We start from the raw sequence: 14,735 nt of genomic DNA on the forward strand, positions 1-14,735 counted from the left end.
CCACCGGCCACGCGGTCTGCGACGATGCGATGGAGCCAACTGAAGAGAAGAACCAGCAGGGTGAGCGAGGAAGCCGGTGCGAATCCGGTGCGGTCCCGCCACTGTGACCGGGGAGTGCCGTCCCCTCGCGTGCCACCGGGGCAGCCCGGGAAGGCCGGGGCGGTGCCGCGATCCGGGAGCCAGGACACTCGGCCCCGCTGCCCCATCGATCCGGGCGCGGACCCGGAGTGAGGAACGACGTGTCCCGTCCAGCCCTGCCCGGCTACCCGTTCGCCGCGGTCGTCGGCCACGCCGACCTGCGGTTGTCCCTGCTGCTCAACGCGGTGCACCCCGGGATCGGCGGGGTGCTGGTGCGCGGCGAGAAGGGCACCGCGAAGTCGACCGTGGTGCGCGCGCTGGCCGCACTGCTGCCCGACGCCGAGGTGGTCGCGGGCTGCCGGTTCTCCTGCGCCCCCGCCGCACCCGACCCGGCCTGCCCGGACGGCCCGCACACCGCCCCCGAGTCCGACACCCGGCCCGCGCGGCTGGTGGAGCTCCCGGTCGGCGCGACCGAGGACCGGGTGATCGGCTCGCTCGACCTTGAGCGCGCGCTCACCGAGGGTGTCCGGGCGTACCAGCCGGGGTTGCTGGCGGCGGCACACCGGGGCGTGCTCTACGTCGACGAGGTCAACCTGCTGCACGACCACCTGGTCGACCTGCTGCTCGACGCGGCGGCGATGGGGCGGGCGCACGTGGAGCGCGAGGGCGTGTCGGTGTCGCACGCGTCAGCGTTCCTGCTGGTCGGGACGATGAACCCGGAGGAGGGCGAGCTGCGGCCGCAGCTGCTGGACCGGTTCGGGCTGACCGTCGAGGTGCGGGCGGCGCGGGACGTGGACACGCGCACCGAGGTCATCCGGCGCAGGCTGGCCTACGAGGCGGACCCGGCTGGCTTCGCGGCGACGTGGTCCACTTCGGACGCCGAGCTGGCGACCCGGATCGTGGCCGCCCGCAAGGCGTTGCCGGAGGTCGTGCTGCCCGACTCCGAGCTGCGCCGGGTCGCCGCCGTGTGCGCCGCGTTCGATGTGGACGGTATGCGGGCGGACCTGGTGGTGGCCCGCGCCTCCGTGGCGCACGCCGCGTGGCGGGGTGCCCTCGAGGTCGAGGAGATCGACGTCGAGGTGGCCGCCCGGCTCGCGTTGCCGCACCGCCGTCGCCGTGACCCGTTCGACGAGCCTGGCCTGGACCAGGAGCAGCTGTCGCAGGCGTTGCGCGACGCGGCCGAGGAAGCCGACCGCGACCCCGATGACACGCCGGATGGTGGCCCCGGCGGCGGTTCGCCGGAGCCCGAGTCCGGGCCTGAGCCGGATCAGGGCAGTGGCGAGTCACCGGGCAAACAGGACACCGAGGCGCCGCAGGGTGGTGACCGCTCGCAGGCGGCCGCCCGTCCGGACGAGGCGTTCCGGGCGCGGGTGCTGCAGATCGACGGCGTCGGCGAGGGCGCGCCGGGCAGGCGTTCCCGGTCACGCGCCGGTGGGGGCCGGGCGTTGCGCGCGGCCCAGAACCAGGGCACCGGCATCCACCTGGTCGGCACGCTCACCGCTGCCGCGCCGTTCCAGCAGACCCGGGGTCGTAGTGGCCCGGGATTGGTTGTGCGGTCCGGTGATGTGCGCCGGGCGGTACGGGAGGGGCGTGAGTCCAACCTCGTGCTGTTCGCTGTGGACGCTTCGGGGTCGATGGCCGCGCGCAAGCGGATGTCCGCGGTGACCGGCGCGGTGATCTCGCTGCTGCGCGACGCCTACCAGCGGCGGGACAAGGTCGGGCTGATCACCTTCCGTGGTGGCGACGCCGAGTTGGCCCTGCCGCCCACTTCCTCGGTCGAGGCGGCGGTCGCTCGACTGCGCGACCTGCGGACCGGCGGGCGCACTCCCTTGGCGGATGGCCTTCTGCGCGCCCGCAAGACCCTTGAGGTCGAACGGATGCGTGACCCGCGCAGGCGAGCCCTGCTGGTGGTCGTCACCGATGGCCGCGCGACCGTGGCGGTGACCCGCAACGGCCGTTCGTCCCACGATGCCGTCACCGACGCCTTGCGGGCCGCTTCCGCGATCGCCGCTGACGGTGTGGCCAGTGTGGTGGTCGACTGCGAGACCGGCCCTGTGCGCCTTGGTCTTGCCACGAAGCTGACCACCGCGCTTGGCGCCACTGGTCTTCGCTTGGAAGAACTGTCCGCTGACGCCGTCGCGGGTGTCGTTCGCGCCGCCCGCGCGGCCTGAGGGGGAACCGCCATGCCACAGGGAAAACCGGCCGTCGTCCCCCGGGACGGGCTCACCACCCGGCAGCGCCGCAACCGCCCGCTCGTCGTCGTCCACACGGGAGAGATGAAGGGCAAGTCGACGGCGGCGTTCGGGCTCGCGTTGCGGGGCTGGAACCAGGGCTGGTCGATCGGGGTGTTCCAGTTCGTGAAGTCGGCCAAGTGGCGGGTCGGTGAGGAGTCCGCGTTCCTGGCGCTGGGGAAGGTGCACGAGCAGACCGGTGAGGGTGGTCCAGTGCAGTGGCACAAGATGGGCGCCGGGTGGTCGTGGTCGCGCAAGGCTGGATCCGAGGAGGACCACGCCGAGGCCGCGCGCGAGGGGTGGGCGGAGATCAGCCGGAGGCTGGCCGCCGAGCAGCACGACCTGTACGTGCTCGACGAGTTCACCTACCCGCTCAAGTGGGGCTGGATCGACACCGACGAGGTCGTGGCGACCCTGGCCCAGCGGCCGGGGCACCAGCACGTCGTCATCACCGGTCGGGACGCGCCGCGGTCCCTTGTGGACGCGGCCGATCTGGTCACGCACATGACGAAGGTCAAGCACCCGATGGACGCGGGCCACAAGGGCCAGAAGGGCATCGAGTGGTAGCCCGCGTCGTCATCGCCGCTCCCGGGTCCGGGAGCGGCAAGACCACGGTGGCGACCGGGCTGATGGCGGCGCTGCGCGGGCGTGGGCACACCGTGGCGCCGTTCAAGGTCGGCCCCGACTACATCGATCCCGGCTACCACACGCTCGCCGCGGGTCGACCCGGCCGCAACCTCGACCCGGTGCTGGTCGGCACCCACCGGATCGGCCCCCTGTTCCGGCACGGCTCGGCGGGCGCGGACATCGCGGTCGTCGAGGGCGTCATGGGGCTGTTCGACGGCCGGGTGGGGCACCACGTCGAGGAAGGCGGGCTCGGGTCGACCGCGCACGTCGCCGGGTTGCTCGCGGCCCCGGTGCTGCTGGTGGTCGACGCGCGCGGGCAGAGCACGAGCCTGGCCGCGCTGCTGCACGGGTTCCGGTCGTTCCGGCCCGGTGTGCGCATCGCCGGGGTGGTGCTCAACCAGGTCGGGTCGGACCGGCACGAGCAGGTGCTGCGCGAGGCGTGCGGCGAGGTCGGGCTGCCGGTGGTCGGGTCGGTCCGGCGCGCGGCCGAGGTCGACGTGCCGTCCCGGCACCTGGGGCTGGTGCCCGCCGCGGAGCACGGGTCGCCCGCGGTGCGCGCGGTGGCGGCGATGGCCGCGCTCATCGAGTCCTCTGTGGACATCGAGGCGGTGGTGCGGCTCGCGCGGACGGCCAGTCCGCTCGACGGTCCTGCGTGGTCGCCGTCCGACGAGGTCGCGGCCGTGTCGACCCGGCCGGTGGTGGCCGTGGCGGGCGGGCCCGCGTTCACCTTCGGCTACGCCGAGCACACCGAGCTGCTCCGCGCCGCCGGGGCCGATGTCGTCGTGGTCGACCCGCTGCGCGACGAACGCCTCCCCGAGCGCGCCGCCGCCCTGGTGCTCCCCGGCGGTTTCCCCGAGGCGCACGCGGAGGCGTTGTCCGCCAACGAACTCCTGCGCCACGACGTCGCCGCGTTCGCCCGCTCCGGCAAACCGGTCCACGCGGAGTGCGGCGGCCTGCTGTACCTGGCCAAGCACCTCGACGGCCACGCCATGTGCGGTGTGCTCGACGCCGAAGCCACCATGACGCCGCGCCTGCTGCTCGGCTACCGCGACGCCGTCGCCACCGCGCCCTCGGTCCTGCACCAGGAGGGCGCCCGGGTCACCGGCCACGAGTTCCACCGCACTCGCCTCACCCCCGCCCACGCCACCCGTCCCGCCTGGACCTGGCGCGACCACGAGGGCACCCCGCACGGCGAGGGCTTCACCACCCCCACCCTGCACGCCTCGTACCTGCACACCCACCCCGCGGGCACCCCGGACTCGATCACCAGGTTCGTCCGGGCGGCGACCTAGGCGGCGACGGCGTCCACGGGCTCGGGTGTCTTCTTGGGCTTGCGGGGTGCCCAGGAGGCGGCCATGGCGCCGCCGAGGATGCCGAGGAGGGAGCCGAGGAAGAAGCCGCCGAGGTTGGTCAGCGGGAAGGCGGCGACCGAGACCAGCACCGCGATCAGCCCGGCGATGACCCTGGTCGGCGGGCTGAACCACAGGCTCAGCGCCAGCACCGCCATGATCGAGCCGAGCAGCAGCCCGGACACGCCCGCGATGCCGCTGGCCACCAGAACCTTGATCGGCGCGAGCGGCAGCACGAAGATCGGGACGGCGCCCAGCAGGACGAACAGGCCGCCCCAGAACGGGCGGGTGCGCCGCCAACCGGTGAACGAGCGCCAGAGCCTGCCGACCACGATGGCCTCCTGGAGAAGTGGTGGCCCGGCGGCGGGGCGCGCCGCCGGGCCGAGGGGGATCAGCAGCCCGCGGCGCCGGGGACGATGCTGAGGGACAGGTTGTCGAGCTTGAAGCTGCCCGCGATCTGCGCCGAGAGGGCGTCGGCGCGCAGGTTGCCGATGGTCGCGGTGTCGGCCTGGAGGCCGAAGTCGCCCGCGCCCTTGCGGACCTCCGCCGGGCCCTTGCTCAGCGCGTTGCCGGCCACGCCGAGGTCGAGGCCGGTGAACACGCCGTTGCCGCTGAGGTTCTTGGCGTCGAGCAGCAGGTTGGACGCCTGCAGCTCCTTGGTCGCCGGGTCGGTGTCGCCCGCGGTGATCTTGAAGGTCACCTGGCCGACGATCGGCACGGTCGGGATCGCGCCCGCGCACAGGCCGCTGAGCTGCGCCGAGCTGAACCCGGCGTAGGCCACACCCTGGTTGCCCGCGTTGTAGACGGTGCCCGCGAACCCGTCGCCCGCCACGCTCTGCGACGTCAGCGTGATCGGCACCCCCGACACCGCGAACGAGGCGGCGAGCAGCCCCTGGGCCATCGCGGCGGTGATCGCGGCGATGGCACCGAGAGCGGGGACGCCGACCAGGGCCGTGCGGCCCCACCGGGTCCGGCCCCGCTTGGCGGTCGTGTCTTCCTCTGTCATAGGACGCGAGCCTCCCTAGGTCGTCCGGCCGAGCGCCGTGTGCGCCGACCGCCCCCGGCGCAGGCCGACCGCGGCCGGGCATCCGCCACCCGCGTTCGTCGTGAGCGAACGCCCAGGTGGGGGCTGCCGCGCGCCGTGCCGCGGCCGGGGATCGGGTACGCCGTGTTGCGTGGGTGGGCAGATGGTGCCCGGGTGTGCGCCAGCCCACAAGCACCCGTCCGAGCCGCTCCGGGGCCGCTCCGGGCGCGTTGTGTAACGGCGGGTAACAGGTAACGTGACGCACGTTAGCGACCACCCGCAATCTGACTCCGAATCGACACCGAGCGTGGTCGACACCGCACGGAGATGAGTCGCTTTCGCCTTCTACGGGCACCCAGAGTTACCTTTGACCACAGGTAACAGTTACGCAACATCGCAGTATCCGGGTGTTCACCTGGGCCGCCCGGCGGGGTTTCGTTACCGCCGACCGGCCGAACCAGCGGCCGGGCCGGACGACAGGAGAGCCGCGTGCCCGAGGACGCCAAAGTCCGGCCGCGCTGGGCGAGGGCGGTGGCGGTCACGCTCTGCGTCGTGGTCGTGCTGGCCGCCGCGGTAGCCGGGCTGGGGTACGCCCTGTCGATGCGGGTCGACGGCCGCAGCATGGCGCCGACACTGGCCGATGGCGAGCAGGTCTTGACCAACCCGTTCAGCGGCGACTACTCCCCCGGACGGCTCGACGTCGTGGTGCTGTCTCCGCCGGGCCGCGACGCGCCGGTGGTCAAGCGGGTCATCGGGGTGCCGGGTGATCACGTGCGGATGACCGGCGGGCGGGTTCTCGTGCGGCCGGGCGGCACCGGCCCGTGGCTGGAGGTCGTGACCGGCGCGGATGACCCGTGGGGCCGTCCGCCGCGGGAGTGCTGCGAGACGAGCGGACGCGGCGGGGTCGACGCGGAGGTGACCGTCCCAACCGGACAGTACTGGGTCATCGGGGACAACCCGGCGGTGTCCGAGGACTCCCGCGAGTACGGGTGGGCGCCTGCCGACCGGATCAAGGCCCGGCTCTGGCTGCACCTCTGGCCACCGGCCCCAGTGGACACCAAGCCGGAGTTGCGACCGGTGTGAAAACGACTCCGGCCCCACCCTCCACAGTGGAGAGCGGGGCCGGAGTCGGGTCTGTTCTACGCCACGCGGGTTCGGGTGAGCCCGCGCTGCAGCAGTGCGGCGAAGGTGATGCCGATGCCCGCCCACAGCACCGCGGAGGTGCCGAGGGAGGCGATCCGGAACTCCCACAGCAACCAGCCGGGGAACCCGTCCGGCACCTCCTGGAAGGACGGCAGCAGCTTGGCGATCACGGTCACCACGACCGCGTAGCCGACGCCACCGACCACAGTGGACCACCAGCCGCCCAGCCTCGGCGCCAGCGCCCGCGCGGTGGCCACCGCGGCCACCAGCAGCGCCAGCGAGATGGCGATCATCCCGAAGTACAGCCCGGTGCGGTCGCCGATGGTGTCCGGGTTGCCGACGGCGGGCGGGTTGGCCGGGTAGGTCAGGAACGGCACCAGCACGACCGCCAGGTAGCCGAGACCGGCCACCGCGAGCGAGGTGGCCCGCGGGCTCAGCGAGCCGACCCGGCCGTAGGCGAACGCGAAGGCCAGGCTGAACAGCCCACCGAGGCCGAGGCCGTAGGCGACGGCGCCGATGCCGAGGCCACCGGTGGACTGGAAGGCGCGCGAGACGACCTCTTCCTCCGCCGGTTCCGCGCCGTGGCCGTGCTCGCCCTGGGTCGCGTGGTCGTCACCGTGCGAGTGGCCCGCCCCGGCTTCCTCGATGGCGATGGCGGCGTCCACCGAGGGCTCGCCGAACGCGGAGGCGAACCCGAACGCCAGCAGCCCGCCGATCAGACCCGCGAGCAGGCCCCAGACCAGCAGGGAGCGGACGGTCAGGGTGGCGGACGCCGGTGGTGCGTCGGTCTCGGTCAGTGGCACGGGAAGCCCAGCAGGTGCCGCGCGTCGTGGACCAGCTCGTGGACCGCGGTCCCCTCGAAGACCGCGAGGGCGCCCTGCTCGGCGCCGACGAAGTAGAGGGCGATCAGCGAGATGATCCCGGCGAACACGGCGTACGGCAGGATCTGCCGCACCGGGATGGCGGGGACGGGCAGAGCGGTGGGGATGGCAGCGGCTACCGCCATGGCGAACCTCCTCGGGGCTTCACGCGGCCCAGTGGGTGGAACGGTCGACGGCGAAGGGTCTGACTGCGGGTCCGGCCTGGGGGCTGGTCCCGGTCACAGTGGCGCGGCCGTGCCGGAGTCGCACCGGCTTCCTTCTACCATCATGGTCGATTCGGCAACGTAGGTCAGCGCAAGAGGCGGTGTCAACGCGGTCGTCGGCCGTCTCGGGGTTCTGGTGGGTGGGATATGTCATCGCTGCGGGTCGTGCTGGTCAGCCACGGTGCGACGGAGGCGACGCGGCGGGCGGGGTTCCCGCTCGACGAACCGTTGCTGCGCACCGCCGTCGAGGACCCCGGGCCCGGGTTCGGGCGGGTCGACGCGGCCCTGTGCGGGCCGTCGCTGCGGTGCGCGCAAACCGCCGCGGTGCTCGGCATCGATGCCGAACCGGACGAGCGGCTGCGCGACCTCGACCACGGCGACTGGAGCGGCCGCACCCTCGACGAGGTCGCCGTGGCCGACCCGGCGGGCATGGCGCGCTGGCTCACCGATCCCGAGTCGGCCCCGCACGGCGGCGAGTCGGTCGCCGACCTCGCCCGGCGGGTCGGCGGCTGGCTCGACGACCGGTCGCTGGAGCTCGCCCGCACCGTCGCGGTGACCCACCCGGCGGTCATCCGGGCCGCGATCGGGCACGCGCTCGGGGCCGGTCCCGCCGCGTTCTGGCGGGTCGACATCGCGCCGTTGTCGCGCACCACGCTGCGTGGCGGACCCGGTCGCTGGACACTGCGCTGGATTGTCCCCGGCACCGGCTGAGTCGCCTTTCCCGCAATGCGCCCGGCCATTGTGGGAAAAGGCATCGGCGTGAATCGCCTGCGCCATTTGGGCCGAACAGGCCATCAGTCCCGCGTATCGGCGGTGACCCAGCGACACCACCGGCTGCGCCGTCCGTGGCCCCGCTCCGTCCCCCACGGGCGCGCTGACCGCACCTCGGGTCGCGACCGCGCTACCGAAGGTGATCGCGGCCATAAGGTCACCAACCGTGTCGAGCACCCGAGAGGCGGCAACATCACTGGTCAATTCGGGGGCATCGACGCGACGCCCTTGCGCGGTGCGGCTATCTCGTGGACGCTCAACGCACCGATCACACCCGAGGATTTCCCCGGCGCGCCGCCGCGCGGGCGCCACCGGGCTCGTGATCAGGCGCACACGACCGGGACGGGCGCGCGGAGAGAGCGGTGACGCCGTGGTGCAGGCTGGCACGGGCCCCTCAGACGGCCCGAACACGACCACGCCCGAACTGCGGCCGTCCAACGACGCCACTACCGGCTCGCCGCACAACGGCGCCGCGTCCGGCAATCCGGCATCCAACACCGCAACGCCGACCTCCGCGACACCCGCCGACGCATCACGTGGTGCCGGCGCGCCTCGCGGTCCGGTGTCCGGCAACGGTGCCACCAGGTCCATCCCGCCTGCGCCGGGTGCGAAGGCGGCCGCCGTGGTGACCGCGGCGCACCGGGACAACCTGTTCCGGGGGCTGGTCGACCGGGCCGCGGCGGCGGAGGTGTCGCAGGAGCGGATGCGGCACCTGCTGGACGCGGTGCTGTCGGTGGCCAGCGACCTGTCGCTGCCAGACGTGCTGCGGCGGATCGTGACCGCGGGCTGCGAGTTGGCTGGGGCCAGGTACGGCGCGCTCGGGGTGTTGGGGCAGGACGGCCACCTGGTGGAGTTCACCCACACCGGGATGACCGGGCGGACCGAGGCGGAGATCGGGACGCTGCCGGTCGGCAAGGGGGTGCTCGGGCTGGTGATCAAGCACCCGGAGCCGCTGCGCGTGGCCGACCTGGCGCAGCACCCGGAGGCGGCCGGGTTCCCGGCCAACCACCCGCCGATGACCTCGTTCCTCGGGGTGCCGATCCGGGTGCGCGGCGAGGTGTTCGGCAACCTATACCTCACCGAGAAGGTCGACGGCCTGGCGTTCACCCAGGAGGACGAGGACGTGGTCGTCGCGCTGGCCGCCGCGGCCGGGATGGCGGTGGAGAACGCCCGCCACTTCGACCGCAGCCACCGCCGCGAGCGCTGGCTGCAGGCCACCACCGAGGTGACCGCGGTGCTGCGGACCAGCCTGTGCGAGTCGGCCGGGATGGACCTGCTGGCCGAGCGGGCCAGGGAGACCGCGGGCGCGGTGCTGGCCTTCGTCGCGGTGCCCGCCGGGCCGGAGCACCTGCGGATGAGCGCGGTGGACGGGGTGCTCGCCGACGAGCTGACCGGCGAGTGCGTGTCCACATTGGACAGCATCACCGGCGACGTCTACGTCACCGGGCGGTCCAGGGTGCTCACCGAGGTCGCCAAGGCGACGCTGACCCGCTCCCCCTCGACCTTCCAGCAGCTCCCGGACGGGATCAGCGAACTCGGCCCCGCGGTGTTCGTGCCGCTGAGCGCCGGGGCCAGGCCGTGCGGGGTGCTGATGATCGCGCGCGAGCACGGCGGCGCCCGGTTCGACGAGGACGACCTGCGGATGGTCACCGACTACGCCACGCACGCCGCGCTGGCCATCGACTTCGCCGACGCCCAGCAGGACCGGCAGCGGCTGGCGCTCTACGAGGAGCGCGACCGCATCGCCCGCGACCTGCACGACCTGGTGATCCAGCGGCTGTTCGCGATCGGCCTCGGGTTGCAGGGCCTCAAGCGGGCGCCGGGCACGCCGGACGCGCCGGAGCGGCTGACCGGGTTCGTCGCCGAGATCGACCAGACCATCCGGGAGATCCGGCGCAGCATCTTCTCGCTGCAGCAGCCCACCGGCGGTCCCTACAGCCTGCGCGGCGAGGTGCTGCGGGCGATCTCCGAGGCGACCGTGACGCTGGGCTTCGAGCCGACCGTGCGGCTGGAGGGGCCGCTGGACTCGGTGGTGCCCGCGGACGTCGCGCTGGACTTGATGGCAACGTTGCGCGAGGCGCTGTCCAATGTCGTCCGGCACGCGGGCGCGGGCAGCGTTGCGCTCACGGTGTCCGTCGACCGGCACGCCAGGCGGCTGCGGCTGCTGGTGCAGGACGACGGGAGCGGGTTGCCCGAGAACATCGCCCACCGCGGCGGGTTGTCCAACATGGTGCAACGCGCGCGCCGGTGGGACGGGGATTGCGTGATCGACTCGCCCGGGGTGGGCGGGACCAGGGTCGACTGGGACGTGCCGCTGGCCAGGCACGCCGAGAGCCAGGAGGGGCGTGGATGAGCATTTCCGTGTTCGTGCTCGACGACCACGAGGTGGTCCGGCGGGGGCTGCGGCAACTGCTCGAGGTCGAGCCGGACATCGAGGTGGTCGGCGAGGCGGCGACCGCGGCGCAGGCGCTGGCCAGGATCCCGGCCGTGCGGCCGAGGGTGGCCATCCTCGACGTGCGGCTGCCCGACGGCGAGGGCGTGTCGGTCTGCCGCGAGGTCCGCTCGGTGGTGGACCCGCCGCCCGCGTGCCTGATGCTCACCTCGTTCTCCGACGACGAGGCCCTCTTCGGCGCGATCATGGCGGGCGCGGCGGGCTACATGCTCAAACAGGTCAGCGGCGACGACCTGGTCTCCGCCGTCCGCACCCTCGCCTACGGCGGCTCCCTGCTCGACGCAGGCGTCACCGCAACGGTGCTCGACCGCCTGCGCGCAGGCCGAGTCGAGGACCCCCGCTACGCAACGTTGAGCCCGCAGGAGCGCAAGATCCTCGACCTGATCGCCGAGGGCATGACCAACCGCCAGATCGCCGGAGCCCTCTACCTGGCCGAGAAGACGGTGAAGAACTACGTCTCCACCCTCCTGCACAAACTCGGCTTCGACCGCCGCACCGAAGCCGCCGTCTACGCCACCCGCCTCCAACGAGGAATCACCTCGGACCGCCAGCCCTAGCTCCCAAAACCCCCTCTTCGATCCGCTCCCGGCCTCGGCGTGTCGGCTGCGGGCTCGGTTCTGCCGTGACCTGGCGTTCCTTGCTTTTCGGGGTCGCCGTATTCACCCGGTTCAGGGACAGAAGTTATCCACATGTGGATCTTGTTCGAGGTGGCTTCAAGATCCACTGTCGGGGGGTGCCGGTAGGCTGGGACCTGGGACGCCCCCCGGAGAGGGTGGGGGCTGGGGCCGGACTGGCGTGCGCGCGCGAGGCGGCGATCTCGGGGCCGTGCCCTCGGACGCTGCGGGGCCACGCTGCATGCGGGCCCACGCACTAGGACCCCGTGGGGGACACGTTCTCGGAGTCTGTGCGGGCCGCGCTCCGAGACCTGCGGGACCACGCTCTCGGACCTCGTGGGGGGGGCACGCTCTCCGAGTCCGTGCGGACCGCGCTCCGAGACCTGGGGGACCAGGCACTCGAACCCTGGGGCGGCGCTCGCAGACCCTGTGGGGGCAGGCTCTCAGGCCTGCGGGGCACGCTCGCAGACCCCTGTGGGCCCTCGCTCTCACGCCCCGTGGGGGCCGCTTCCCAGACCCTGTGGGGCATACGTTCTCGGACCCGTGGGGGCGCGCTCGCGAACCCCTGCGAGGACCGCGCTCTCACGCCCCGTGCGCCGCACCCTGTCCGCCGGGGCCGTCGACCAGCGTCAGGCTTGGTGTGCCGCACGAGCGCCCGAGCCACGGCCCAGTGGGCCAACTGGGTCCGGGCCACCGGGGCGTGAGTGGTCGGGTTTGGACCGGTGCCGGTTCGGGGCGGGTGGGGGCTGGGGTCCACTGTGGTCGATCGGGAGCCACCGGGTGCGCCCGTCCGGGGCGGCGTGTCTTGGGGGGTGGGGCGCGGAGCGGGGGTAACGTCGATGGGGTTGATCGCTATACCGCAGGCAGGAGACGGGGACGCGGCCGGGGGTGTCCACCGAACACCGGAAGGGGCCGCCCCGTGCCGAACACGCTCGTGCCGCTGCCCGCGCCGACGCCGGGGGGACGCGTTCCCGAGGTGTGCCTGGTGGCCGGGGACGCGGCGGCCGCGGTGCGGTTGGCGCCGGTCGCGGCGGCGATGCGGGCGCGCAAGCTGGTGCGGCCGGTGGTGCTGGCGTGCGGCGACGGGGCGCGGGCGGCGACGGAGGTGCTGTCCGGGTTCGGGGTGGCGACCGACGTGCTGGTCGAGTTGGTCCGGGACGGGCAGTGCACGCCCCGGGTCGCGGCGCAGCTGCTGACCGGGCTCGACCACGCGTTCGCGGACCGCCCGCCCGCCGCGGTGGTGGTGCAGGGGGACTCGGCGACCGCGTTCAGCGCCGCGATGGCCGCGTTCTGGAGACAGGTACCGGTGGTGCACTTGGACGCCGGGGTGCGGTCGTTCGACCTAACAGCGCCGTTCCCGCAAGAGGGTCACCGCCGGTTGATCGCCCAAGTGGCGTCGTTGCACCTGACCGCGACGCCTGACGCTGCCGGCAACCTCGCGCAGGAGTGCCACGGCGGCCCCAAGGTCGTCACGGTCGGGAGCACCGCGGTGGACGCGGGGTTCGACGCGCTGGACCGGTACGTGCGGCACCTCGACGCGCGCGTGCAGGCGGTGGAGAACGCCGTGGTGGCCGGGGAGGTGCGGCTGGCGCTGGTGGTGCTCGACGCCGCGCGGTGGCCGGAGGAGTCGGCGGCGCCGGTGCTGCACGGGATCGCGGACCTGGTGCTGGCGTGCCCGGATCTGGAGGTCGTGCTGCCGATCGCGCGCGGTCACCTGCGCCACCTCGCCTACGACATGCTCGGCCGCCTGGTCCGGGTGACGATCACCGACCCGCTCCCCCAGCCGGAACTGGTCTGCCTGCTCTCGGTCGCCGCCGCCGTCGTCACCGACACCTCGACCCCGGCCGAGCAGTCCCCCAGCTTCGGCGTCCCGGTCCTGCTCCTCGGCGGCGAACCCGGCACCTGGACCGAGCCCGCCGCCCCCGGCCACCCGTGGACCGCGGGCGGCGACCGCGCCGTCATCGCCCGCATCACCGAGAAGCTCGTCCTCACCCACGTGGAGCGCCTCGCCGCCTCCCCCACCGACAACCCCTTCGGCGACGGCTTCGCCGCCATCCGCGCCGAACAGGCCATCCAGTGGCTCCTGGGCCTGCGCGACCGCCCCACCGACTTCACCCCGCGCTAGCCCTTGCCCCCGACGCGCTTGCCGCTCTAGCTTCCTGTTCCCGCGAACGGCCGGGCGGGACGCGACGCAGGGGTCCGTCGAGGAAGGGGCTGACGGTGGGGCGTGGATGGTTGGTGGCGTTCGGGTTCGCCACGGCCGCGGTGTTCGTGGGGTGGTACGGGCCGTTGCAGGTCCTGTTGGCCAGGCAGGCGGAGGGGGTTGACGGGGCGGGGAAAGAGGCGGTGCTGGCGTTGGTGGCCGCGGCAGGGGCGCTGGGGTCGATGGTGGCCAATCCGGTGTGGGGGGCGTTGTCGGATCGGTCGGGCCGGAGGTTGCCGTGGGTGCTCGGTGGCGCGGTGGCTGGCGCGGGCGGGCTGGTGCTGCTGGGAACGGCGACGAGCACGGCGGGGATGGTCGCGGGGTGGGTGGGGGTGCAGGTGGCGTTGAACGCGCCGTTCGCGGCGTTGAGCGCGGTGATCCCGGACCAGGTGCCGGAGAACCGGAGGGGGACGGTCGGCGGGTGGTTCGGGCTGGCGCAGACGGTCGGGATCATGGCGGGGACCGGGCTGGCGCTGGTCGGCGGGACAGTCCTCAGTGGATACCTGGCGTGCGCGGCAGCGGTTGCCCTCGGGGTGGTCCCGTTCACGATCCTGGCCAAGGAGAAAGTGCCCAGTAGACAGTCCACAAAGGTCAAGAAGACGCCGGACTTCCGGTGGGCGTGGGTGACGCGGTTCCTCATCAACCTCGGCAACGCGATCGCCCTGCTCTACCTCCTCTACTACCTCAAGGACGAGGTCCGCGTCGCCGATCCCGACGCGGGCGTCTTCCTGCTGACCGCGATCTACGCCGTCGCCCTGCTCAGCACCGTCGTCGCGGGCGGGGCGCTGTCGGACCGGCTCGGCAGGCGGCGGGTGTTCGTCTGCGCGGCCGGGCTGGTCATGGCCGTGGCCGCGGTGCTGCTGGCCGTGTGGTCGACCTGGACCGGGGCGATCACCGCCGCGGTCGTGCTCGGGGTCGGGTTCGGCGCCTACACCTCGGTCGACTTCGCGTTGGTCACCGAGGTGTTGCCGACCGCGGCCGACCGGGGGAAGGATCTCGGGGTGATCAACGTCGCGAACACGCTGCCGCAGGTGCTCGCGCCGGTGGTCGCCGCACCGCTCGTTGCGTTAGGTGGGTACCCGGTGCTCTACATGGTGGCCGCCGTGGTCGGCGTCGCGGGCTCGGTGCTGGTGTTCCGGATCAAGACTGTCCGCTGAGG

Annotated in this window: 13 protein-coding genes and 1 riboswitch; of the genes, 9 read left to right on the top strand and 4 right to left on the bottom strand. The window is 73.3% G+C overall.

Going from position 1 to position 14,735, the window contains the following annotated elements; all coding sequences use genetic code 11:
- Positions 1-16: 16 nt before the first annotated feature.
- Positions 17-210, top strand: a riboswitch (cobalamin riboswitch).
- A 29-nt stretch (positions 211-239) separates the two neighbouring features.
- Genes BMY07_RS19055 through BMY07_RS19065 form a run of 3 tightly spaced genes read left to right on the top strand, consistent with a single transcriptional unit; the run spans position 240 to position 4,228 of the window.
- Complete coding sequence (locus BMY07_RS19055) at positions 240-2,249, top strand: putative cobaltochelatase (RefSeq protein ID WP_092780171.1); 2,010 nt, start codon at positions 240-242, stop codon at positions 2,247-2,249.
- 12 nt (positions 2,250-2,261) lie between these two features.
- Positions 2,262-2,876: a cob(I)yrinic acid a,c-diamide adenosyltransferase gene (gene cobO, locus BMY07_RS19060; RefSeq protein WP_092780173.1), complete on the top strand. Its 615-nt coding sequence runs from the start codon at positions 2,262-2,264 to the stop codon at positions 2,874-2,876.
- Positions 2,870-4,228 (top strand): cobyrinic acid a,c-diamide synthase CobB, encoded by a 1,359-nt coding sequence (locus BMY07_RS19065; RefSeq protein WP_092780175.1) that lies wholly within the window; start codon positions 2,870-2,872, stop codon positions 4,226-4,228. The genes cobO and BMY07_RS19065 overlap by 7 nt, the downstream gene beginning before the upstream one ends.
- Here the strand turns inward: BMY07_RS19065 and BMY07_RS19070 are convergent.
- Positions 4,225-4,617, bottom strand: a complete 393-nt coding sequence (locus tag BMY07_RS19070) for a DUF6114 domain-containing protein (protein WP_218150688.1) — start codon at positions 4,615-4,617, stop codon at positions 4,225-4,227. The two genes, BMY07_RS19065 and BMY07_RS19070, sit on opposite strands and share 4 nt — an antisense overlap.
- 59 nt (positions 4,618-4,676) lie before the next feature.
- Entirely contained in the window at positions 4,677-5,291 is a 615-nt protein-coding gene (locus tag BMY07_RS19075; protein ID WP_092780177.1) for a DUF6230 family protein, read from the bottom strand.
- Positions 5,292-5,798: 507 nt separating this feature from the next.
- Here BMY07_RS19075 and lepB point away from each other — a divergent pair.
- Positions 5,799-6,392, top strand: coding sequence for a signal peptidase I (gene lepB, locus BMY07_RS19080; protein ID WP_177215649.1), 594 nt, complete (start codon positions 5,799-5,801; stop codon positions 6,390-6,392).
- A gap of 56 nt (positions 6,393-6,448) precedes the next feature.
- On the opposite strand, the gene BMY07_RS19085 is transcribed toward lepB, so the two are convergent.
- Both BMY07_RS19085 and BMY07_RS19090 read right to left on the bottom strand, forming a co-directional pair.
- Positions 6,449-7,255, bottom strand: a complete 807-nt coding sequence (locus BMY07_RS19085; protein ID WP_245782495.1) for a CbtA family protein — start codon at positions 7,253-7,255, stop codon at positions 6,449-6,451.
- On the bottom strand, positions 7,246-7,458 hold the full coding sequence (locus BMY07_RS19090; RefSeq protein ID WP_092780181.1) for a CbtB domain-containing protein: 213 nt from the start codon (positions 7,456-7,458) through the stop codon (positions 7,246-7,248). Before BMY07_RS19090 ends, BMY07_RS19085 begins: the two co-directional genes overlap by 10 nt.
- Positions 7,459-7,683: 225 nt before the next feature.
- Here BMY07_RS19090 and BMY07_RS19095 point away from each other — a divergent pair, with 225 nt between their 5' ends.
- The 5 genes from BMY07_RS19095 to BMY07_RS19115 all read left to right on the top strand — a co-directional run bounded on the left by BMY07_RS19095 (position 7,684) and on the right by BMY07_RS19115 (position 14,733).
- Positions 7,684-8,247: a histidine phosphatase family protein gene (locus BMY07_RS19095; RefSeq protein ID WP_092780183.1), complete on the top strand. Its 564-nt coding sequence runs from the start codon at positions 7,684-7,686 to the stop codon at positions 8,245-8,247.
- A gap of 622 nt (positions 8,248-8,869) precedes the next feature.
- Positions 8,870-10,660 (top strand): sensor histidine kinase, encoded by a 1,791-nt coding sequence (locus BMY07_RS19100; RefSeq protein ID WP_143073549.1) that lies wholly within the window; start codon positions 8,870-8,872, stop codon positions 10,658-10,660.
- Positions 10,657-11,316 (top strand): response regulator, encoded by a 660-nt coding sequence (locus tag BMY07_RS19105; RefSeq protein WP_092780187.1) that lies wholly within the window; start codon positions 10,657-10,659, stop codon positions 11,314-11,316. The genes BMY07_RS19100 and BMY07_RS19105 overlap by 4 nt, the downstream gene beginning before the upstream one ends.
- A gap of 976 nt (positions 11,317-12,292) precedes the next feature.
- Positions 12,293-13,498: a UDP-N-acetylglucosamine 2-epimerase gene (locus tag BMY07_RS34415; RefSeq protein WP_177215650.1), complete on the top strand. Its 1,206-nt coding sequence runs from the start codon at positions 12,293-12,295 to the stop codon at positions 13,496-13,498.
- A 113-nt stretch (positions 13,499-13,611) separates the two neighbouring features.
- A complete protein-coding gene (locus BMY07_RS19115) occupies positions 13,612-14,733 on the top strand; it encodes an MFS transporter (protein WP_281245077.1) in 1,122 nt (373 codons plus the stop codon).
- The last annotated feature ends 2 nt before the right edge of the window (positions 14,734-14,735 follow it).

Origin of the sequence: Actinokineospora terrae (assembly GCF_900111175.1) — a bacterium.
In the GTDB taxonomy this organism is placed as follows: domain Bacteria; phylum Actinomycetota; class Actinomycetes; order Mycobacteriales; family Pseudonocardiaceae; genus Actinokineospora; species Actinokineospora terrae.